The sequence below is a fragment of the Neobacillus niacini genome, from assembly GCF_048572935.1.
Taxonomy (GTDB): Bacteria; Bacillota; Bacilli; order Bacillales; family Cytobacillaceae; genus Neobacillus; species Neobacillus niacini.
The window spans coordinates 2,225,540-2,245,000 of sequence record NZ_CP183883.1 but is presented as its reverse complement, the minus strand read 5'-3'; the positions used below and the strand labels follow the sequence as shown (position 1 = coordinate 2,245,000).

Below are 19,461 nucleotides of genomic sequence, written 5' to 3'. Positions count from 1 at the left end.
GTGCTTTTCACCTTTCCCTCACGGTACTGGTTCACTATCGGTCACTAGGGAGTATTTAGCCTTGGGAGATGGTCCTCCCAGCTTCCGACCGGATTTCACGTGTCCGGCCGTACTCAGGATCCACTCAGGAGGGAACGAAGTTTCAACTACAGGGTTTTTACCTTCTATGACGGACCTTTCCAGATCGCTTCATCTACCCCGTTCCTTTGTAACTCCATGTTGAGTGTCCTACAACCCCAAGAGGCAAGCCTCTTGGTTTGGGCTATGTCCCGTTTCGCTCGCCGCTACTCAGGGAATCGCGTTTGCTTTCTCTTCCTCCGGGTACTTAGATGTTTCAGTTCCCCGGGTCTGCCTTCAATACCCTATGTATTCAGGTAAAGATACTACTCCATTACGAGCAGTGGGTTCCCCCATTCGGAAATCTCCGGATCAAAGCTTACTTACAGCTCCCCGAAGCATATCGGTGTTAGTCCCGTCCTTCATCGGCTCCTAGTGCCAAGGCATCCACCGTGCGCCCTTTCTAACTTAACCTAAATGGTTATACTCTTACTTTCATAAGAGAGAAAAACTAATGTGGCGATTCTCGGTTTTACTTTGACTTCTTCTTACGATTATCTAGTTTTCAAGGAACAAGGCTTCTGGTTTCAATCACTTCGTGATTAAACATCAGAGCTTTACATCATGCTGCCTTGCGACGAGCTGAGGGATTACTTCCTCGAGCTACTGCGGCGCAGGAGCAATTATTATAAGAGAGATTACTCTCTCAAAACTAAACAAACAAGTAACCATCAACGTTTTTATCAGTCTACAAGGACTGCATTATCCTTAGAAAGGAGGTGATCCAGCCGCACCTTCCGATACGGCTACCTTGTTACGACTTCACCCCAATCATCTGTCCCACCTTAGGCGGCTGGCTCCTAGGGCAAAACTTAACTTCCTATAATTCTGATAAGAGGTTAAGTTTTGCCCCAGGTTACCCCACCGACTTCGGGTGTTACAAACTCTCGTGGTGTGACGGGCGGTGTGTACAAGGCCCGGGAACGTATTCACCGCGGCATGCTGATCCGCGATTACTAGCGATTCCGGCTTCATGCAGGCGAGTTGCAGCCTGCAATCCGAACTGAGAATGGTTTTATGGGATTGGCTAAACCTCGCGGTCTTGCAGCCCTTTGTACCATCCATTGTAGCACGTGTGTAGCCCAGGTCATAAGGGGCATGATGATTTGACGTCATCCCCACCTTCCTCCGGTTTGTCACCGGCAGTCACCTTAGAGTGCCCAACTGAATGCTGGCAACTAAGATCAAGGGTTGCGCTCGTTGCGGGACTTAACCCAACATCTCACGACACGAGCTGACGACAACCATGCACCACCTGTCACTCTGTCCCCCGAAGGGGAACGTCCTATCTCTAGGAGTGTCAGAGGATGTCAAGACCTGGTAAGGTTCTTCGCGTTGCTTCGAATTAAACCACATGCTCCACCGCTTGTGCGGGCCCCCGTCAATTCCTTTGAGTTTCAGCCTTGCGGCCGTACTCCCCAGGCGGAGTGCTTAATGCGTTAGCTGCAGCACTAAAGGGCGGAAACCCTCTAACACTTAGCACTCATCGTTTACGGCGTGGACTACCAGGGTATCTAATCCTGTTTGCTCCCCACGCTTTCGCGCCTCAGCGTCAGTTACAGACCAGAAAGCCGCCTTCGCCACTGGTGTTCCTCCACATCTCTACGCATTTCACCGCTACACGTGGAATTCCGCTTTCCTCTTCTGTACTCAAGTCCCCCAGTTTCCAATGACCCTCCACGGTTGAGCCGTGGGCTTTCACATCAGACTTAAAGGACCGCCTGCGCGCGCTTTACGCCCAATAATTCCGGACAACGCTTGCCACCTACGTATTACCGCGGCTGCTGGCACGTAGTTAGCCGTGGCTTTCTGGTTAGGTACCGTCAAGGTACCGGCAGTTACTCCGGTACTTGTTCTTCCCTAACAACAGAGCTTTACGACCCGAAGGCCTTCATCGCTCACGCGGCGTTGCTCCGTCAGACTTTCGTCCATTGCGGAAGATTCCCTACTGCTGCCTCCCGTAGGAGTCTGGGCCGTGTCTCAGTCCCAGTGTGGCCGATCACCCTCTCAGGTCGGCTACGCATCGTCGCCTTGGTGAGCCGTTACCTCACCAACTAGCTAATGCGCCGCGGGCCCATCTGTAAGTGTCAGCGTAAACCGACTTTCAACTTTCCCTCATGAGAGGAAAAGGATTATCCGGTATTAGCTCCGGTTTCCCGAAGTTATCCCAGTCTTACAGGCAGGTTGCCCACGTGTTACTCACCCGTCCGCCGCTAACCAAGAGGTGCAAGCACCTCGAGATTCGCTCGACTTGCATGTATTAGGCACGCCGCCAGCGTTCGTCCTGAGCCAGGATCAAACTCTCCAAGAAAGTTGATATAGCTCATTTTGTTACGTTGGCTTAGCTTTTATAAAAAGCTAAAAAATCGTTTGTTGACGTTCTTGTTTGTTTAGTTTTCAAAGAGCAATTTTTAAAATCATTAATGAGCTCGTCCTGTTTAAGCGGCTCAAAAGCGACCTCTTTAATTTAACATATTCCTCAATTCGATGTCAACAACTTTTTAAAAAACTTTTTTTGTTGTGTGACCCTCTCGGTGAGGACGAGATTTAATATATCATGTTACAAAAATGTTTGCAATATAATTTATAAAGTTTTTTTCTTTCAATGTTTTTCAGCTGAAATAAACAACAATTCACTTTAGCTGATTTAGAGAGGAAAAGAATATCTAAATACTAAATATAAGTCAACTTGGAGATCGACTCATAAAATCAGCGTTTCATGTATATGTAATTAGAGAAGGCCCAAAGTTAACTATACGGGAGTCTGTAACACTATTTTATCCACTGTTATTTTTGTAATAGGAAGTTTTTCTTTTTTTAACATAGCGGGGATGTCGTATAATAGTAATGACTGTTTACCTTTTGATTTTAAACCTATTAGTAATGGACGTGAAGCCAATGGAGAATATTGATTACGATATTTTAGTAAAGCTCGGTATCTCAGCTGTTTTGGGACTGATTATTGGACTAGAACGTGAATTAAAGCGAAAACCAGTAGGACTTAAAACAAGTCTTGTCATTTCTGTCGTGAGTTGCCTGCTAACTATTGTCTCAATTGAGTCAGCTTATATGTTTCCTGATTCTGACCATGTAAGAATTACAATGGATCCTCTCCGTTTAGCTGCACAAATCGTTTCCGGGATTGGCTTTCTAGGTGCAGGTGTAATCCTTAGAAGGGGAAATGATAGTATTTCAGGATTAACAACAGCTGCGATGATATGGGGTGCAGCCGGAATAGGAATTGCTGTTGGCGCTGGTTTCTTTATTGAAGCCTTTGTCGGTGTTGCCTTACTCATCATAAGTGTCGAATTAGTCCCTTACGTTATGAAATTTATTGGTCCAAAACAATTACGTGAAAAAGAAATAAGTCTTCAATTATTTATCAGAGATAAAATCCAAATTGAAAATGCCATTTCATTTTTAATGGAGAGAAAATATATTATTCGGCGGATTCGTATCAAGGATTTAGACAATGGTGACCATCTAGTTCAAATTTTAGTTGCAGTAGATTACCGTGAAAAAACCACGGAAGTCTATGATTCTGTTTCCAATCTAGACGGAGTTCAAAAGGTGGAAATAGAAAGTATGGGTTAATAATGAAAAAATTGAAAAATACTCTTGCAAGAATGGTATGAGAAAGATATAATTTTTCTTGTATCATATACGGGGGCTTAGCTCAGCTGGGAGAGCGCTTGCATGGCATGCAAGAGGTCGTCGGTTCGATCCCGATAGTCTCCATCTAAAAAACCTTTGCGCTGCAAAGGTTTTTTCCTTTTTATCATCCTATTCGTCCACGCTTGGTGTTATCCCCTAATAGGATTTACTATCCATATATTCACAAGGGTTTTTTCCAAAAAAATGAAATTTTTCCTATTGCTTGATTCATTACTCTGCTCCTATAATAATTTACGTAACAAAAAAATGAATATTTAGAAAAATTAATTATCAAGGAGGGGAGATCAGGAATCCTATTCACGCACAATCAGCTTTATCCTTTTTCCTAGTTTCTTTGAAATTTTTTAAAATGAGAGGGGGAGCTTCCAATGGAGGCACGAAAACTTACAAGAAATTCTGAAAGCGATTACAGTTCTATCGTCCAATCATCTTCTTTCCAAAAATTACTCTTCGAAAAGAAAAAATTTATCATTCCTATCACGATCTTCTTCTTTTGTTTCTATTTCGCTTTACCGATTTTAACTTCCTATTCAACTATATTAAATAACAAATTTATAGGCAGTATTTCATGGGCATGGGCTTTTGCCTTTCTCCAATTCGTTATGACATGGGGATTGTGTATGCTTTACTCCAAAAAAGCAGCGAAATTTGACGATTTAGCAGAAAAGGTCATAAGTGAAGGAGGAACAAACGAATGAATACTGCAGCTTTTACAATGTTTCTTGGTATTGTATTCCTAACTCTAGTAATTACATATTACGCTTCGAAACGTACAAAAAACGCAAGTGAGTTTTACACTGCAGGTGGTGGTCTTACTGGCTGGCAAAATGGATTGGCCATTGCAGGTGATTATATGTCTGCTGCCTCTTTTCTAGGTATTGCCGGCGCCGTGGCCTTAACAGGATTTGATGGATTCTTTTATAGTATTGGGTTTTTAGTGGCATATTTAGTTGTTTTATATTTGGTGGCAGAACCTCTGCGTAATCTAGGAAAATATACATTCGCTGATATGATCGCAGCGCGCTTTGATGCCAAAAAGGTTCGTGGCTTTGCTGCCATGAACACCATAACCATTTCTATCTTTTATATGATTGCTCAGCTTGTTGGAGCTGGTGCACTTATTAAGTTATTATTAGGTTTGGAATATACTACATCTGTTTTAATTGTTGGGGTATTAATGACGGTTTACGTAATTTTTGGAGGTATGCATGCAACAAGCTGGGTTCAAATTATTAAAGCTGTCCTTTTGATGGGAGGTACCTTCTTAATTTCGATTGTTGTTTTTGCTAAATTTAACTTTAGTATAACGGATATGTTTGATCAAATGAAAACAGCGACTCCGTTAAAAGAAGCGTTCTTAAATCCAGGGGTAAAATACAAGGATGGTATAGACACCCTTTCATTAAATATGGGACTAGTTTTAGGGACCGCTGGACTTCCTCATATTCTTGTACGTTTCTTTACGGTTAAAGATGCAAAAACCGCTCGAAGTTCAGTTGTATATGCAACTTGGATCATTGGGATATTTTACGTGATGACCATTTTTCTTGGCTTTGGTGCTGCTGCATTCGTTGGAACAACTGATATCGTGGCTGCAAATGCAGCTGGAAATATGGCAGCTCCGCTTTTGGCACAGGCACTTGGCGGGAATATGCTGTTTGCGTTTATTTCGGCAGTGGCATTTGCTACAATCCTTGCCGTCGTAGCTGGTCTTGTTCTAACAGCAGCATCGGCTTTTGCGCATGATTTCTACAACGAAATTCTTAAAAAAGGAAAAGCTACAGAAAAACAACAGGTTAGTATGGCACGTTGGGCCGCAATTGGTGTGTCTGTGCTTTCCATTATTCTAGCTTTAGGTGCTCAAACACTTAATGTTGCCTTCCTAGTGTCACTGGCATTCGCTGTAGCTGCAAGCGCAAATTTACCGGTTATAATTTATACTATTTACTGGAAACGTTTTAATACTACAGGAGCCATTTGGGCCATGTCGGTTGGACTTATTTCAGCAATTGGACTTGTCATCATCAGCCCTAATGTTTTCAGTCCTGAAGTTGGAAAGGCCATTTTCGTAGGGAACCCGCTTTTCCCTTATACAACACCAGGTATTGTATCTATACCATTAGGGTTTCTTGCAGGATACCTAGGAACGAAACTCTCCAGCCAAAAAGCTGACTTGAAGAAATACGATGAAGTTTTAGTTAAATCAAATCTAGGGATTGGACAATAATCAAACAAGGGACTGAATATACATCCAGTCCCTTGTTTTTATTTACTTCGTTTATTCCTCGCTGATCCAGTGGTGGTTCTGTTCTTATCCCTTTTGCCACTTGCCAGATTGGATGTAGTTTGCCTGCTCTTTGTATCTTTGGAATTTCCGCTATTCCTAGACGAAGCTTTGGGCTTACTATCCCTCCTAGTAGAACTGGCAGCTCTATGTTTTTTACCTTTATTTCCATGAGAAGTTGTTGGCTTGGATGGTTCTTGGTTATCTTTTATTCCAGTGTTACCGATGTTTTGTTTCTGAATCGTAATATTTAGTTCTTTTTCGATCAAATCTAAGGTAGGTCGATCATCTGATGAGTATAAAGTAATTGCCACTCCCTTTGTACCTGCTCTTCCGGTTCTTCCAATTCGATGGACAAAGCTTTCGGAATCCTGCGGGATGTCATAGTTAAATACGTGTGTTACCCCTTCAACATCCAGCCCCCTTGCTGCGACATCAGTAGCGATCAGTAATTGAATTTCCCCATCCCTGAATCGTTTCATCACTTGCTCTCGTTTAGCTTGTGATAGATCACCGTGCAGCTCATCACACAAAAACTTATGGGATCTTAAAACTTCATATAGCTTTGAAACTCTTCTCTTTGTTCTACAGAAAATAACCGCTAAATAAGGTCGATGTGTTTCAACCAAACTTATTAGTGTTGCCTGCTTAGCCCTATCAATGGTATGAATGGCAATCAACTTAACATTTTCAGCAGGACCTTGAGTTTTTTCAACTTGGATATATTGTGGGTTACGCATGTGCTTATTAGCTAAAGTTCTTATTTCTTCTGGCATAGTAGCAGAAAAAAGCATGGTTTGCCGATTATTAGGTGTTTCACTGATAATATCGACCACTTCATTCAAAAAACCAATGTGAAGCATTTGGTCTGCTTCATCAAGAACTAGAAAAGAAACATCTGATAATTGAACGGTCCCTCTGCCAATGTGGTCTAAGAGCCGTCCTGGAGTGCCAACCACAATCTGAACATTTTTCTTTAACTTTCTTAACTGTTTATCAACATCTTGTCCTCCATAAACAGCAAGTACATCGACTCCTGGAATATCATCCGTTAACTTTTGAAATTCATCTGTAATTTGCAAAGCTAATTCTCTAGTCGGTGTAACAACTAGAGCTTGTACATGTGAAGCCTGCGGATTTATTTTTTCTAGAATTGGCAGTATGAAAGCATATGTCTTTCCTGTCCCTGTTTGTGCTTGGGCAATGACATCCTTTCCATCCATTACAATTGGTATTGATTTTTCTTGGATTGGTGTAGGTTGGGCGACACCATAGCTTCTTAATTTATTTACAATTCGCTCAGAAATACCGAGTGTTTTAAAATCAGGCAAAAAAATCCCTACTTTCTCTCTCTAACATAATTGTGTCTTATTAATATTGAGTGTTTAACAATGAAATAGCAATTATTCTTTTTTAAAAAATAAGGCTGTGTTATATTAGGCTGTTGATTTGCGCTCCAGGCGCTACGCTTTCCGCGGGCTCGCCATGAGCCTCCTCGGTCGGTCCCGACCTGCGGGGTCTCACTCAGCTCGTACATCCCGCAGGAGTCGAGCGCCTTCCGCTCCAATCAACAGGTTCTAAAACCAATAGTATCGCATTAACACAGCCAATAGAAAAAGACCTTCTCATAAGAAAGGTCTTTTAGCGTTTTTCAATATAGTAATAACTGCTTTCACCGAAGTCTTTTCGATCAAGTAATAGATGTGTTTCTATTTTGCACCAGGAAGGAAGTTTTTCTTTTAAACCTGGTTCAGTGGATATAATTTCGAGTATATGTCCCTTGTTCAAATTCTTCATTGTGGAGGAAAGTTTACTTACGAGTTCTTCATATCCTGTTTTACCTGCGTCATAGATAAGGTCCGGTACAAATTGGAGTGACATCCATTCAGCTCCTGTCATAGTATTACCTTCATTATAAAAAAATGATATGATGAGATAAATTCAATTTATCTATTCTATCAATGACTTTAAATCGATATTTCAAATGGTAAAAGGGGGATTTTCCCATGGATTTACACCAATTGTTTGTATTTGCGAAAGTAGTTGAGCATAAAAGCTTCTCAAAAGCTGCTGAAGATATATTTTTAAGTCAATCCACTGTTAGTTCACATATTCAAGCATTAGAAAGAACGTTGAATGTTAGTCTATTTGATCGGGTTGGGAGAGAAATCATTCTTACACCATCCGGCGAACGCTTGTATCAATGGGCTTTAAAACTATTATTACTGAAAGATCAGGCGATGGTGGACCTAAAGGAGGGAGCAACAGAGCTTAGAGGAATGATTCGAATTGGCGCTAGCTCCGTTCCTGGGCAATTTATGATTCCAAAAATGGTAAAGCAATTTAGAGAACAATATCCAAATGCAACATTTCATATAAATCAAGCTTCATCAAAAAACGTAGCTGATAAGGTCTTAAATGGCTCTGTTGATTTCGGGATACTAGGTGAAAAATACGAAAATGATAAGCTATGCTATATTCCTTTACTGAAGGAAAACTTAGTGCTTATCACATCAAAGCAATCAAACATTGTTGGTCCTGTGTTTATTCAAGACCTTCTAAATCACCCATTTATCATGAGAAACTCTGACTCGGGAACCAACTCACTAATTGAAAAATTTCTGAAGAAAAATAAAATATCAAAGGATCGAATGAATATTGTTGCGTATACAGAAAATGGACAAAGTCTGATTCAGTTTGTACTCCAAAATATCGGTATTGCAATTATTTCAGAAATGGCAGCAAAAGAATACTATGATCGGAATTTATTAATGATTCATCATATTCATGAATTTGATGAGGAACGATATTTCTATTTAGTTTATAACCTTCAAAAAACACAATCGATGATATCAAAATTGTTTATTGAGAGTGCAAATGAGCTTATTAAACCAGTTTAGGTAAAAAACAGACAGAAAAGGCTGGAAATAACCCAGCCTCTTTTTTATTTATGGTTTAAGAATTACTTTTATACAATCTTCCGTCTTTGTATCAAACACTTCATATCCATGTTTTGCCTGCTCTAGCGGTAATACATGGGTAATGATGTCGCTAATATCAATCTTTCGTTGGTTAATCATATCATAGAGATATGACATATAAGGAATAACTGGAGCCTGTCCTGTTTTGAGATCAATGTTACGTTGAAAGAGGTCACCTAGTGGAAATGCATTATATCTTCCTCCGTAAACACCTGTTAGTTGTATCGTTCCACCTTTTCGAACTGCTTGGCTGGCAATCACAATAGCTCCCATTGCACCGCCATGAAGTTTCATTCCGGTTGCTAAAAATTCCATTGGGGTCATTTTCCCATCCATTCCGACAGCATCAATAACTATGTCTGCTCCGCCCTGAGTTATTTCCAGTAGATAATCACCCACATTTTCATGGTCCTCGAAATTAACAATTTCCACTTTGTTTGTGCGTTTTGCATGCTGCAGACGATAATTAATATAATCAACAGCAATGACTCTTTTCGCACCTTTTAACCAGGCAAACTTTTGTGCAAGCAATCCTACTGGGCCGCACCCTAATACGATTACGGTGTCGTCAGGCTTTACCCCGGCATGGTCAACACTCCAATAGGCAGTCGGCGCCGCGTCAGCAAGCAGGACAAGTTTCTCGTCTTCTACTTCACAATTTTCCGGTATTTTAAATGGCGTGAAATTTCCAAAAGGAACCCTCATATACTCCGCCTGCCCGCCAGCATAACCGCCAGTTGTTTCCGAATAGCCGAAAAAGCCGCTTCCTTGACCATGAGGATTGCCATTGTCACATTGACTGGTTAGGTCGTGGGTACAATACCAGCAATGACCGCAGCTTACGTTAAACGGGATGATGACTCGATCCCCTTTTTTTAATTTCGTTACCTCAGGTCCCACCTCCTCGACAATCCCCATAGGCTCATGTCCGATTACATAGTCTGTTGGCAAATTCGGAATCATTGCATGAATCAAATGTAAATCAGATCCGCAAATGGCTGAGGAAGTAACCTTAACAATAATATCATCTGAATTTTTAATACTCGGATCTTTTACTTCTCTAACCTCTACATTCTTTATTCCTTGATATGTAACTGCCTTCATCTCATTCCCCTCCTTTTATTGGTTTGGTGTCGCAAACATGCCTTGACGATCAGTATCGTTAGGGTAAAGGTTTAGTTGTGCAATCTGGACTGCTGTCTCAGCAGCCTTCATATCAACGGGATACTGTTCTTTAAAGTTATGCGGGTGCAGCCAGCCCTTCTTTATCATTAAATCAGCAATTTCTGTATGCAAATCGATGGCTGCTTCCATTTGCTTATGAAATATTCTTCTAAGTTCTGGATTTGCCGTCTCTGTAATAGCAAAACCATAATTGCGAATACCATTTTTTATAGTTAATAAAAAATCCATCGCGAAGGCAGAATCAGCCAAACTTGGCATACCTTCAGCGTTTCTTGGATCTAAATAATCTTCCATACTTTCCACCTCACTTATTGTAGCAATTGGCTTTTCTTGTAAAAACTTACGATTTCATTAATATCTTTAATGGATTGCTGTACATCCTTTTCCATCAGTGCTTTTAACTCATTATCGAAACAGATTCCCTGCATTAATTTTGAACGAAGTAAACAAACGGTTTTAAAATTAAGGATTTCATGAGTTTCCATCGTTTCATGTAAGGCTAAGGTTTCATGAACCATCACACTCACCTCCAAGTAATAGTTGTATTTTCCCCACTTTTCTTTTCTTTTTATGCAAAATGAATAATCAACATTAGTCTTAGAAAATATAAAAAGGATTAAGTCTGTACGTTTTGGAGGTAAAAAAATGACAAAACATCTTGGTCTTCATGAGACACTAGACCTTCATGAATTACTAACCTTTAAAAATCTTTGTTTAACAAAAGCTACCACCATGAGTGTCTTGGCCCAGGACCCAGAATTGAAAGCAATACTTTCTGAAGATGCTGCAAATGGGACCAAGCATATACAGCAGCTCCAAAAGTTTTTAACAGATAGGAGTGATAGAGATTGAATCAACTCATTCAAAATTTAATGGGAATGGGTGGTATGACCGATCAGGTCATTGCAACAGATTTCCTCATTTCTGCTAAAGCAGGGGTACGGAATTATGCGGTAGCCATTACGGAGGCGGGAACACCAGAATTAAAGTCTGCACTGAGGGAACAATTAAATACCGCAATTGCCACCCACGAAAAAATCACTAATTTTATGATAGCAAGAGGCTTCTATCATCCACATAACTTGAGCGAACAACTTCAAGTTGATTTGAATGTTAGCGAAACTGCTCTAAAACTCGCCCAGAAATGATGAAAAGGAGAACCACAGGGGTTCTCCTCATGCTGTCGGGAAAGCTAGACACCCATTATTTTCCGTTTAGAGGTGCTGGAGTGACCCAATCCTGGCATGAAAAAAGATTTAGGTCAATGCAGTGGTGCTGGAGTGACCCAATCCTGGCATGAAAAAAGATTTGGGTAAATGCAGTGGTGCTGGAAATATAAAAATGTCGAGAAATATCTTTCTCGACAGCCTAAGGAGAACCACGGGGGTTCTCCTTTTATATTTGATTGTTGAATTCTTTTAGTTTCATTTTATCGATCTTTCCGACATGCGTTTTCGGAAGTTCTTTTAGTTGGATGAACCTCTTTGGGATTTTGTATCTTCCTAATTTTTTTTCACAATAATTGACCAGGTCGTCTTCGGAAATATGATGAGAATGTTTAGGTACGATAAAAGCCGTAACAAGTTCCCCCCATTTTTCATCGGGCAGTCCTATTACTGCCACTTCATCAACGCCAGGGTGTGCAGCTACCCAGTGTTCAATCTCTAGAGGGTAAACATTTTCGCCTCCTGTAATGATCATATCTTTTTTTCTGCCAACAATATAATGGAATCCATCCTCATCCTTCTTTGCTAAGTCTCCGGTACGAACCCAGCCCTCTTTTTTCGTTTCCAAGGTTGCGAGTTCGTTATTCCAATAATGTGAAAAAGAATGTTTTCCTTTTATTAAAAGTTCCCCGACTTCGTTTACTTTTGCTTCCTGACCATTTTCTTTTACAAGTTTTATTGCATTAAATAACATAGGCTTTCCTACTGAACCGCGTTTCATTTGCGCTTCTTCATGATCTATAAAGAAATTATTAGGACCCGCTTCCGTTAGACCATACCCTTCTTTAAAAGCCAATCCTTTTTTTTGAAAGGCCTCGTATACTTGTAATGGACAAGGTGCCGCACCTGACAAGAAGATTTTCATAGACGGAAAATCACTCTTCTGGAACTCCTCTGTTTGAATAAGTAGATGGTACATGGTTGGCACAAGGAGTATAATCGTGCAGTTGTATCGTTTGATTGAGTGGACCACCTTTTGTCCTGTGTATTGATCACCTATTACCACTGTTCCACCATTCATTAAGATTGGCAAAGATAGGGCATTTAGCCCGCCTGTATGAAACATCGGCATATAGTTGATGGTGACGTCCTCTTCGGTCAAGTTCCAACTGAGAATGGTATTAATCGCATTCCATTGAATGGATTGGTGACTTAATACCACTCCTTTTGGTTTTCCAGTCGTTCCTCCTGTATAGATCATTGCCAATGGTTCATGTTCGGATATACTTTCGGTAAATGGTTGGAAATTTACTGAATTCACGATCTCATCGTAATTTGCACCCCCAACATAAAAAGATTGAGGTATAGCAGTTTCCAACGAGATAAACATTTCATCGAACTTTTGGTGAACACCAAGCAATACAGGTGTACAATCCAACAAGATTTCATGTAATTCATGGACTGACAGACGCCAATTTAACGGGACAAAAATGGCACCAATTTTCCCACAGGCGAAGAGCAAATCAAAATAACAAATGTCATTTGGCGACAATAGTGCTATTCGATCACCTTTTTTCACCCCTTGGCCTTTTAACCAGCCAGCCACTGCGGATGAACGATTATTTAATTGTTTATAAGTCCATTTGATATTGTTATTTTCTAGAATTACTGCATGTTTATTTGGGGATAGTCTTGCTCTACTTTCCAGCCAATCGAGTTCCCACCTCACACCACAATCTCTCCTTCACAACTAGATGAAAACATCTTACTGAAAAGTAGTTACATCAAAGTTACATGAATAATAAAAACAAAAACGACCCATGAAAAGGTCGTTTTTTGGTTACATCATGATTCCGCCGTCTACATGAAGGACTGTTCCGTTTACATAGTTTGATTCATCTGATGCTAGAAAAAGGTAGGCGTTTGCGATATCTTCTGGCTTTCCCAGTCGTGCTAAAGGCACCATTTGTTTCATTTGGTCTAATATTTTTTCCGGAACTTTTGCAGTCATTCCCGTTTCAATAAAACCAGGTGCCACCGCATTCACATTTATTCCTTTACGCCCCAGCTCTTTGGCCCATGTTTTCGTCATACCAACAACACCAGCTTTAGTCGCTGCATAATTCGTTTGACCGATATTGCCATACACACCTGAAACGGAAGATGTATTAATGATCTTCCCTTTTCCATTTTCAAGCATTGATGGTAAAACAGCCTGTGTACAGTGAAATACCCCTGTAAGATTAACATCCACAACTGCTTTGAAATCCTCGGCACTTAATTTAGAAAGCATGGCATCTTTTGTGATCCCCGCATTATTGATAAGGATACTGATGTTGCCGTATGTTTCTCTGACTTTTTCAACCATTTCATCCACATTTGAACGCTCTGCAACATTTACCTGAAAAAAAGTCACTTCATATCCCTTTTTTCTTAATTCCTGTGCCCTTTTTTCTCCTTGTTCCACATTAAAGTCTGCCATGGCAACCTTTGCGCCTTCTTTAGCAAAAGTCTCCGCTGCAGTGTATCCAATACCGTTAGCTGCTCCAGTTATGATGGCCACTTTATCTTTTAATCTCATTTGAACACCTCAGTATTTAGGAATTTAGTAACCTCTTTTAATAATTGCGGTAAGTTGTCAATAAGTGGTGAATGACCACAATCTTTTAACTCAACGAATTTTGCTTTTGGTCCTAAATCCTCTACCAATTCTTTCGTCATCTCAGCAGTAACCACGAAATCACGTTCTCCTCTTAACACCAGCACAGGTACATTTATGTTATCCACAAGTCCGTTTCCTTCAACAAGTCCATTATGATGGTGACTAATATTAAAGGTATTGTTAGAATGGTGTACTTCCGCTAAATTTCGCTGGGTTCTCATATCCTGAACATACTCATCATAAAGGTCTGGAGACGGCTGATTTTTTGTATAGATGACAGCGTTCCATATCAGTTTCAATAATTCAACGTTATTTGTGTCATAGGCTGCCTGAACAGGTAAGGTTCTAATTAAATCGCGTTTAATATCCTCATAGGATGAAAATCTTCGAGGTACATCATTCTCACTAAGTTTTCCGTCAAATGGATAGCCCCTGGTAGATTCTGAGGCTAGCAATATCAGCTTATTGCAATATCCTTGGTAATCAGCAGCAAATTGCATGGCGACAGCACCGCCAGTGGACCAGCCAACAATCGCGAAATCCTTTAAGTCAATCTCATCCACGAAGAGCTTAACATCATCTGAAAAATCTTTAATGGATGTGATAGGTTTATTGTAGCTTGATAAACCAAACCCGCGTAAATCCAAGGCATATAACTTATATTCTTCAGGCATATTATCCAGAATAAGGTCCCAATGTTTAGAAGAAGTCATATTACCGTGAATGAGTAAAACCTTTTTTTCTCCGCCTTCCCGCTCACGATAGGCAATCGTTTCCCCATTTGTTAACTGTACCTCGTTTATTCCTACATTCGCCATTATCTCACCTTCCCCCATTTTATTGCAGTGGCTCCCCATGCATATCCAATCCCTGCACTAACGAAAACGACTAGGTCCCCTTCTTTTACCTTCCCCTCTTTTAGTGCAAGCTCTAATGATAAAATCTGATCAATTTGACCGATATGTCCGTAGTCCTCAAGATAAATCGATTGCTCCGGGGATAATCCTAATTCTTTTAATACATATTCATGTGCAGACTTTTTCATGTGAAGCATGGCAATATATGAAATATCTTCGTCTTTATAACCACTCTTACTGACGGACTCCTTGATTACTTTAATAAAATTATCCATTGATTTTTGTTCTAAACGCCGTTTCATTCCCTCTGGGTCAAGGACATCCAGCATATTTAAGCGCTGCTCGATAGCTTCTTTTGTGATGGGATGTTTTGTACCGCCAGAAACGACCACTACATCTTCTGAAAAGGAACCGTCCGTTACAAGTTCCGTTTCTAACAAGATGTTCTCGTTATGGTCTTTTTTCAACAGAATCGCCCCGCCGCCTGCACTTAGGTTATACATAAAACGAGTACGTGGGTTCTGGTAGTCGATGAAATCCACATTTCGGTATCCTCCTGCCAGCAAGACGGTGTTAATGGTTGAATCTGCCATCATCAAGCTTTTTGCCACTTTAAGCGCCATAACGGTCGTTCCACATCGTAAGGCCACATCAAATGCCCATGCATTTAAGGCTCCGATTGCTTCCTGAAGTTTGATTCCAGCTGTCCAAAGCGGATATTCCTTATGCTCCTCGCCAATATAAATGACAACATCAATTTCCAACGGGTCTATACTTGCTCTTTCAATCGCCTGCTTAGCAGCAATTATCCCCATTTCACAAGTATGATCAGCAGGTCCTGGTACATGTTTCTTCTTTATCCCCATCTTTTCTTCGACAACATGTGTGGGGATACCTGCTATTTCCGCTATCTCTTTACCTGTCATAAATTCATCTGGAAGGTAAAGACCTGTACTAACAATACCAATCCTCATAACCCTCACCTCCTCAACTATGAGTCTTCTACCATTGACTTCATAAATGCAGTAGCTTCTTCAATTGTCTCAAATAATGTTTCCCGATCTTCTTGAACATGGGTAACTTTAATTCTCCATTGTTTTCTGCCCGTCTCTTTTTCCACTGCAGCTAATTGAAAACGAACGACAAAGGATGCAATTTGTAAAGACTCCATTTAGCCTCCCCCTACCCTGCTAAATTTTCTTTATTCTTAGCAGATTCCTGTTTTTTTCGTTTCCAGGTGAATTTTTTTAGTGTCCCCACGATACCAAGAGGGAAGAAAATGACAACTAGAATATAAATAATGCCAAAGAATATAATCCAACGTTCAAAAATCCAGTGCTCTTTTGCCAGTTCAGTTAACCCATCATGAGCAAATTCGATTAAACCTGCACCAATAATAGCGCCAACTAAGGTCCCTACACCACCGATAATGGTCATTAATAAAGCATCTAAGGTGATATCCATTGTGAATACACTCGTATTCACATATCGGAGTGACATTGCATAAAAGATACCCGCAATTCCCGCTAACACCCCTGCAACAACACTTGCTGCAATCTTATAATGTAGTACTTGATAGCCTAGTGATTCGGTTCGTTGTTCATTTTCTCGAATTGCCTGCAAGACTCTCCCAAGCGGGGAGTTGGTGAAACGTTTTAGGATCATAAATACAGCTATCATGGAGAGTAAACAAATGATGTAAAAGTTAGTCCGGTCAATAAAAATTTCTGGAACGCGGAAAGTAAACCCATCATTTCCGAACGTTAATGTCCTCCATTTTTCCGCTAATACTAAAAATAATCCTGCTAACGCCATTGTTAACATCGCGTAAAAATGGCTTTTCAAACGGAGGGTAAGCAAACCTACAATAAAACTTACAATCGCAGTAATGAGAATGGTTGCAAGTACCGCATAAAGAAAATGAAGCATCGTAGGTTCAAAACGCTTCATGAATATCCCAATTGAATAGGCCCCGATACCAAAAAACATCGCATGACCAAAAGAAACAATTCCGGTAAAGCCTAATAATAAGTCATAACTCATCGCTAGGATGGCAAACACAAAAATTTGAGTCAACAGGATTAACATATTTCTAGATTCATAGACAAAAGGCAAGAGCAACAGAAAAGCAGCAATGATGACATAAATAGCATTCACTCGATTATTAATAATCCATTTCATCCTCTCACCCCTTCCCGCCAAATAATCCCTGTGGCTTTACAATCAAGACAACAGCCATTAAAAGCATATTTACTGCTAATGATAATTCCGGTACATAATAAGCCATGAACGAACCAGACAGTCCAACTAAAATGGCTGCCATAACAGACCCTGTGAAATTCCCCATCCCGCCAATAACAACGACGATAAAGGCTAATATCGCAAATTCCATACCCATTCCAGCATGAATAACGCCAGAGTATGGTCCGAAAAGAACTCCTCCCAGTGCGGCCATTCCAGAACCAATCATAAATACAAACATAAATATCTTTTTTATATTTATTCCCAATGCCTGCACCATTTCCTTATTCATAACCCCTGCCCGGACCACCAAACCAATTTTTGTCTTTTTGAGTAAGAATTGCACACCAGCAAAAACCAGTAATCCTACTGCTATAATGAATACACGATATTTAATGATAATCATATTGCCAATTTCCCAGCTGCCTTGTAAATACTCTGGAGGATTAGCCGTCAATTGGTTAGGTCCCCAAATTACTTTAAGCATCTCAGATAAAACCAACATGAGGCCAAGCGTAATTAAAATTTGCTGAATATGGTTTCCATAAACGGGTTTGATAATCCACTTTTCAGTAATCATCCCCAGTATAAAACCTGCTAGAATGGCACCAATAATACCGATTACAAAGCTTCCCGTAGTAGTATATATCCAGATGCCACTGTAGGCACCCCAGGCAAACAATCCGCCATGAGCAAAGTTAAGTACATCCATCAATCCAAAGATAAGCGTTAAGCCTGCAGCCAATAGGAAGATCAGCATGCCTGTTGCCAATCCGTTTAATGTCAAATTGAATAGTAGCTCCATTCAAACTTTCCTCCTTTCCTAAGCAATTCCTAAATACTTTCGTTTCATTTCCTCATCTTCTTTTAACTGCTTCATTAAACCATTGCTAACACTTCTTCCATCGTCAATAATGTAAAAACAATCACCGATTGTGCTAGCCATATAAAAATTTTGTTCAACCAAGACAATAGTGGTTTGTTCCTTCATTTGCATAATAGACTCCATTACCTTCTCAACAACTATTGGTGCCAATCCTTTACTAGGTTCATCGATTAATAACAGTTCATTTTCATTCACATAGGCTCTGGCGATTGAAAGCATTTGTTTTTGGCCGCCGCTCAGTAAGCCCCCAGGCTTTTTCCAGAACTTTTTTAAATCAGGAAATAGAGTTAATATATAGTCAAGCCGTTTATGGGTTTCTTCGTTTTCTTTTTGAATGGCTACTTTCATATTTTCTTCGACTGTCAATCCTGCAAAAATCCCTTGGTCTTCTGGAACATATCCAATTCCCTTTTTGGCGATGGTATACGTTGGCAACGATTGGATGGCTTCACCTTTATAGACAATGCTTCCCTTTGAAGCTGGATTTAGCCCCATGATCGTCCGTAATGTTGTTGTTTTTCCTGCGCCATTTCTACCAAGAAGAACCGTAACCTCACCTTTTTTCACTTCAACCGATACGCCTTGTAAAATATGATATTGTCCAATATGCGTCTCAATCTGATTAAGCTTCAGCAGCTCGCTCATCGCTGATACCTCCCAAATAGGCAGATTGGACAGTTTCATTTTTCATAATTTCTTCAGGTGTTCCGTCCGCCAACAGTCTGCCGTTAAATAGCACCATTACAGAGTCTGATAAATCTAATATCATATCCATTTTGTGCTCAATTAATATGATTGTTCGATTCCCTTGTTCCTTTATTCTTCTAATCACTTCTAATATGGCAGGAACATCTTCTAAAGACATACCTGCAGTTGGTTCATCTAGTAATAGTACCTCGGTTTCAAGCGCAAGGAGCATAGCCATTTCTAGCTTTCTTTTTTCACCATGCGCCAAATTGCTCGCCAGTGAGTCCACTTTATCGTCTAACAGCACGAGCCTTAGCCAATCAAGCGCCTTTTGTTCAAATTCATGGTATTTCTTATAATGCCATAACATCTGATAGCGAACGCCGGCTTTGGACTGAACTGCCAGCCTTACATTTTCCAGTACCGTTAAATTAGGAAATACATTTGTAATTTGAAAAGAGCGCCCAATACCTTCTCTCGTTCGCTTTGTCGAGGAAAGTTTCGTGATATCCTTTCCACGAAAATAAATATTTCCATTCGTAGGTGTTAACTGCCCGCTTAGAAGATTAAAAAATGTTGTTTTTCCAGCACCATTTGGACCAATGATGGATTTAAAGTGTTTTTCAGGAACAGAAATGCTGACAGAATCAACAGCTGTATGTCCACCAAAGGTTATCGATAAATTATCTGTTTCAATTAAAGTTGTCACGCTTTCACCAC

20 protein-coding genes, 1 tRNA gene and 2 rRNA genes (1 of these 23 running past the window's edge) are annotated in these 19,461 nt (G+C 40.3%); 7 read left to right on the top strand and 16 right to left on the bottom strand.

What is annotated here, in order from left to right:
- A 23S ribosomal RNA gene (locus tag ACN6MT_RS10590) occupies nucleotides 1-531 on the bottom strand; it reaches 2,406 nt to the left of the window's first position.
- A 298-nt stretch (nucleotides 532-829) separates the two neighbouring features.
- Nucleotides 830-2,428 (bottom strand): 16S ribosomal RNA (locus tag ACN6MT_RS10585).
- Together the 16S and 23S rRNA genes form the textbook arrangement of a ribosomal RNA operon.
- Nucleotides 2,429-3,015: 587 nt before the next feature.
- Between ACN6MT_RS10585 and ACN6MT_RS10580 the strand changes: the two genes are divergently transcribed.
- The 4 genes from ACN6MT_RS10580 (at nucleotide 3,016) to ACN6MT_RS10565 (ending at nucleotide 6,019) form a co-directional block, all read left to right on the top strand.
- Nucleotides 3,016-3,711 carry an MgtC/SapB family protein gene (locus tag ACN6MT_RS10580; RefSeq protein WP_034676492.1) on the top strand — a complete coding sequence of 232 codons (696 nt, stop codon included), beginning with the start codon at nucleotides 3,016-3,018 and terminating at the stop codon, nucleotides 3,709-3,711.
- Nucleotides 3,712-3,782: 71 nt separating this feature from the next.
- Nucleotides 3,783-3,855 (top strand) — tRNA-Ala (locus tag ACN6MT_RS10575).
- Nucleotides 3,856-4,160: 305 nt separating this feature from the next.
- Nucleotides 4,161-4,490: a DUF485 domain-containing protein gene (locus ACN6MT_RS10570; protein ID WP_419955837.1), complete on the top strand. Its 330-nt coding sequence runs from the start codon at nucleotides 4,161-4,163 to the stop codon at nucleotides 4,488-4,490.
- Nucleotides 4,487-6,019 carry a solute symporter family protein gene (locus tag ACN6MT_RS10565; protein ID WP_063254117.1) on the top strand — a complete coding sequence of 511 codons (1,533 nt, stop codon included), beginning with the start codon at nucleotides 4,487-4,489 and terminating at the stop codon, nucleotides 6,017-6,019. Before ACN6MT_RS10570 ends, ACN6MT_RS10565 begins: the two co-directional genes overlap by 4 nt.
- A 38-nt stretch (nucleotides 6,020-6,057) precedes the next feature.
- Here the strand turns inward: ACN6MT_RS10565 and ACN6MT_RS10560 are convergent, their stop codons facing one another.
- Nucleotides 6,058-7,407 (bottom strand): DEAD/DEAH box helicase, encoded by a 1,350-nt coding sequence (locus tag ACN6MT_RS10560; RefSeq protein ID WP_419955836.1) that lies wholly within the window; start codon nucleotides 7,405-7,407, stop codon nucleotides 6,058-6,060.
- A 310-nt stretch (nucleotides 7,408-7,717) separates the two neighbouring features.
- Nucleotides 7,718-7,957: a sulfurtransferase TusA family protein gene (locus tag ACN6MT_RS10555; protein ID WP_063254115.1), complete on the bottom strand. Its 240-nt coding sequence runs from the start codon at nucleotides 7,955-7,957 to the stop codon at nucleotides 7,718-7,720.
- 125 nt (nucleotides 7,958-8,082) lie between these two features.
- On the opposite strand from ACN6MT_RS10555, the gene ACN6MT_RS10550 reads away from it, so the two are divergent.
- Nucleotides 8,083-8,976 (top strand): selenium metabolism-associated LysR family transcriptional regulator, encoded by an 894-nt coding sequence (locus ACN6MT_RS10550; protein WP_419955835.1) that lies wholly within the window; start codon nucleotides 8,083-8,085, stop codon nucleotides 8,974-8,976.
- A gap of 48 nt (nucleotides 8,977-9,024) precedes the next feature.
- Here ACN6MT_RS10550 and ACN6MT_RS10545 read toward each other — a convergent pair whose 3' ends face one another.
- The 3 genes from ACN6MT_RS10545 to ACN6MT_RS10535 are packed head-to-tail and all read right to left on the bottom strand — an operon-like array spanning nucleotide 9,025 to nucleotide 10,760.
- Complete coding sequence (locus ACN6MT_RS10545; protein WP_419955834.1) at nucleotides 9,025-10,161, bottom strand: zinc-dependent alcohol dehydrogenase; 1,137 nt, start codon at nucleotides 10,159-10,161, stop codon at nucleotides 9,025-9,027.
- 15 nt (nucleotides 10,162-10,176) lie between these two features.
- Nucleotides 10,177-10,536 carry a spore coat protein gene (locus ACN6MT_RS10540; RefSeq protein WP_419955833.1) on the bottom strand — a complete coding sequence of 120 codons (360 nt, stop codon included), beginning with the start codon at nucleotides 10,534-10,536 and terminating at the stop codon, nucleotides 10,177-10,179.
- Nucleotides 10,537-10,550: 14 nt separating this feature from the next.
- Nucleotides 10,551-10,760, bottom strand: a complete 210-nt coding sequence (locus ACN6MT_RS10535; RefSeq protein ID WP_419955832.1) for a spore coat protein — start codon at nucleotides 10,758-10,760, stop codon at nucleotides 10,551-10,553.
- Nucleotides 10,761-10,887: 127 nt separating this feature from the next.
- Here ACN6MT_RS10535 and ACN6MT_RS10530 point away from each other — a divergent pair, with 127 nt between their 5' ends.
- Both ACN6MT_RS10530 and ACN6MT_RS10525 read left to right on the top strand, forming a co-directional pair.
- Nucleotides 10,888-11,094, top strand: coding sequence for a hypothetical protein (locus tag ACN6MT_RS10530; RefSeq protein WP_419955831.1), 207 nt, complete (start codon nucleotides 10,888-10,890; stop codon nucleotides 11,092-11,094).
- Nucleotides 11,091-11,390, top strand: a complete 300-nt coding sequence (locus ACN6MT_RS10525) for a spore coat protein (RefSeq protein ID WP_419955830.1) — start codon at nucleotides 11,091-11,093, stop codon at nucleotides 11,388-11,390. Before ACN6MT_RS10530 ends, ACN6MT_RS10525 begins: the two co-directional genes overlap by 4 nt.
- Nucleotides 11,391-11,637: 247 nt before the next feature.
- Here ACN6MT_RS10525 and ACN6MT_RS10520 read toward each other — a convergent pair whose 3' ends face one another.
- The 9 genes from ACN6MT_RS10520 to ACN6MT_RS10480 all read right to left on the bottom strand — a co-directional run bounded on the left by ACN6MT_RS10520 (nucleotide 11,638) and on the right by ACN6MT_RS10480 (nucleotide 19,450).
- Nucleotides 11,638-13,137, bottom strand: coding sequence for an acyl-CoA synthetase (locus tag ACN6MT_RS10520; RefSeq protein WP_419955829.1), 1,500 nt, complete (start codon nucleotides 13,135-13,137; stop codon nucleotides 11,638-11,640).
- 111 nt (nucleotides 13,138-13,248) lie between these two features.
- Nucleotides 13,249-13,989: a 3-oxoacyl-ACP reductase FabG gene (gene fabG / locus ACN6MT_RS10515; protein ID WP_419955828.1), complete on the bottom strand. Its 741-nt coding sequence runs from the start codon at nucleotides 13,987-13,989 to the stop codon at nucleotides 13,249-13,251.
- Nucleotides 13,986-14,888: an alpha/beta fold hydrolase gene (locus ACN6MT_RS10510; protein ID WP_419955827.1), complete on the bottom strand. Its 903-nt coding sequence runs from the start codon at nucleotides 14,886-14,888 to the stop codon at nucleotides 13,986-13,988. Before ACN6MT_RS10510 ends, fabG begins: the two co-directional genes overlap by 4 nt.
- Nucleotides 14,888-15,901, bottom strand: a complete 1,014-nt coding sequence (locus ACN6MT_RS10505; protein WP_063254108.1) for a 3-oxoacyl-ACP synthase — start codon at nucleotides 15,899-15,901, stop codon at nucleotides 14,888-14,890. The genes ACN6MT_RS10510 and ACN6MT_RS10505 overlap by 1 nt, the downstream gene beginning before the upstream one ends.
- A 17-nt stretch (nucleotides 15,902-15,918) precedes the next feature.
- Complete coding sequence (locus tag ACN6MT_RS10500; RefSeq protein ID WP_419955826.1) at nucleotides 15,919-16,098, bottom strand: hypothetical protein; 180 nt, start codon at nucleotides 16,096-16,098, stop codon at nucleotides 15,919-15,921.
- Between the two features lie 11 nt (nucleotides 16,099-16,109).
- Nucleotides 16,110-17,108, bottom strand: a complete 999-nt coding sequence (locus ACN6MT_RS10495) for a branched-chain amino acid ABC transporter permease (RefSeq protein ID WP_419955825.1) — start codon at nucleotides 17,106-17,108, stop codon at nucleotides 16,110-16,112.
- A 4-nt stretch (nucleotides 17,109-17,112) separates the two neighbouring features.
- Nucleotides 17,113-17,973 carry a branched-chain amino acid ABC transporter permease gene (locus ACN6MT_RS10490; RefSeq protein ID WP_419955824.1) on the bottom strand — a complete coding sequence of 287 codons (861 nt, stop codon included), beginning with the start codon at nucleotides 17,971-17,973 and terminating at the stop codon, nucleotides 17,113-17,115.
- An 18-nt stretch (nucleotides 17,974-17,991) separates the two neighbouring features.
- On the bottom strand, nucleotides 17,992-18,699 hold the full coding sequence (locus ACN6MT_RS10485) for an ABC transporter ATP-binding protein (RefSeq protein ID WP_063254104.1): 708 nt from the start codon (nucleotides 18,697-18,699) through the stop codon (nucleotides 17,992-17,994).
- A complete protein-coding gene (locus ACN6MT_RS10480) occupies nucleotides 18,677-19,450 on the bottom strand; it encodes an ABC transporter ATP-binding protein (RefSeq protein ID WP_063254102.1) in 774 nt (257 codons plus the stop codon). Before ACN6MT_RS10480 ends, ACN6MT_RS10485 begins: the two co-directional genes overlap by 23 nt.
- Nucleotides 19,451-19,461 lie beyond the last annotated feature (11 nt).

Coding starts and splice junctions, on each gene's coding strand:
- ACN6MT_RS10580 (WP_034676492.1), top strand. CDS start 3,016: ATGGAGAATATTGATTACGATATTTTAGTAAAGCTCGGTATCTCAGCT.
- ACN6MT_RS10570 (WP_419955837.1), top strand. CDS start 4,161: ATGGAGGCACGAAAACTTACAAGAAATTCTGAAAGCGATTACAGTTCT.
- ACN6MT_RS10565 (WP_063254117.1), top strand. CDS start 4,487: ATGAATACTGCAGCTTTTACAATGTTTCTTGGTATTGTATTCCTAACT.
- ACN6MT_RS10555 (WP_063254115.1), bottom strand. CDS start 7,957: ATGTCACTCCAATTTGTACCGGACCTTATCTATGACGCAGGTAAAACA.
- ACN6MT_RS10550 (WP_419955835.1), top strand. CDS start 8,083: ATGGATTTACACCAATTGTTTGTATTTGCGAAAGTAGTTGAGCATAAA.
- ACN6MT_RS10545 (WP_419955834.1), bottom strand. CDS start 10,161: ATGAAGGCAGTTACATATCAAGGAATAAAGAATGTAGAGGTTAGAGAA.
- ACN6MT_RS10540 (WP_419955833.1), bottom strand. CDS start 10,536: ATGGAAGATTATTTAGATCCAAGAAACGCTGAAGGTATGCCAAGTTTG.
- ACN6MT_RS10535 (WP_419955832.1), bottom strand. CDS start 10,760: ATGGTTCATGAAACCTTAGCCTTACATGAAACGATGGAAACTCATGAA.
- ACN6MT_RS10530 (WP_419955831.1), top strand. CDS start 10,888: ATGACAAAACATCTTGGTCTTCATGAGACACTAGACCTTCATGAATTA.
- fabG (WP_419955828.1), bottom strand. CDS start 13,989: ATGAGATTAAAAGATAAAGTGGCCATCATAACTGGAGCAGCTAACGGT.
- ACN6MT_RS10510 (WP_419955827.1), bottom strand. CDS start 14,888: ATGGCGAATGTAGGAATAAACGAGGTACAGTTAACAAATGGGGAAACG.
- ACN6MT_RS10505 (WP_063254108.1), bottom strand. CDS start 15,901: ATGAGGATTGGTATTGTTAGTACAGGTCTTTACCTTCCAGATGAATTT.
- ACN6MT_RS10500 (WP_419955826.1), bottom strand. CDS start 16,098: ATGGAGTCTTTACAAATTGCATCCTTTGTCGTTCGTTTTCAATTAGCT.
- ACN6MT_RS10495 (WP_419955825.1), bottom strand. CDS start 17,108: ATGAAATGGATTATTAATAATCGAGTGAATGCTATTTATGTCATCATT.
- ACN6MT_RS10490 (WP_419955824.1), bottom strand. CDS start 17,973: ATGGAGCTACTATTCAATTTGACATTAAACGGATTGGCAACAGGCATG.
- ACN6MT_RS10485 (WP_063254104.1), bottom strand. CDS start 18,699: ATGAGCGAGCTGCTGAAGCTTAATCAGATTGAGACGCATATTGGACAA.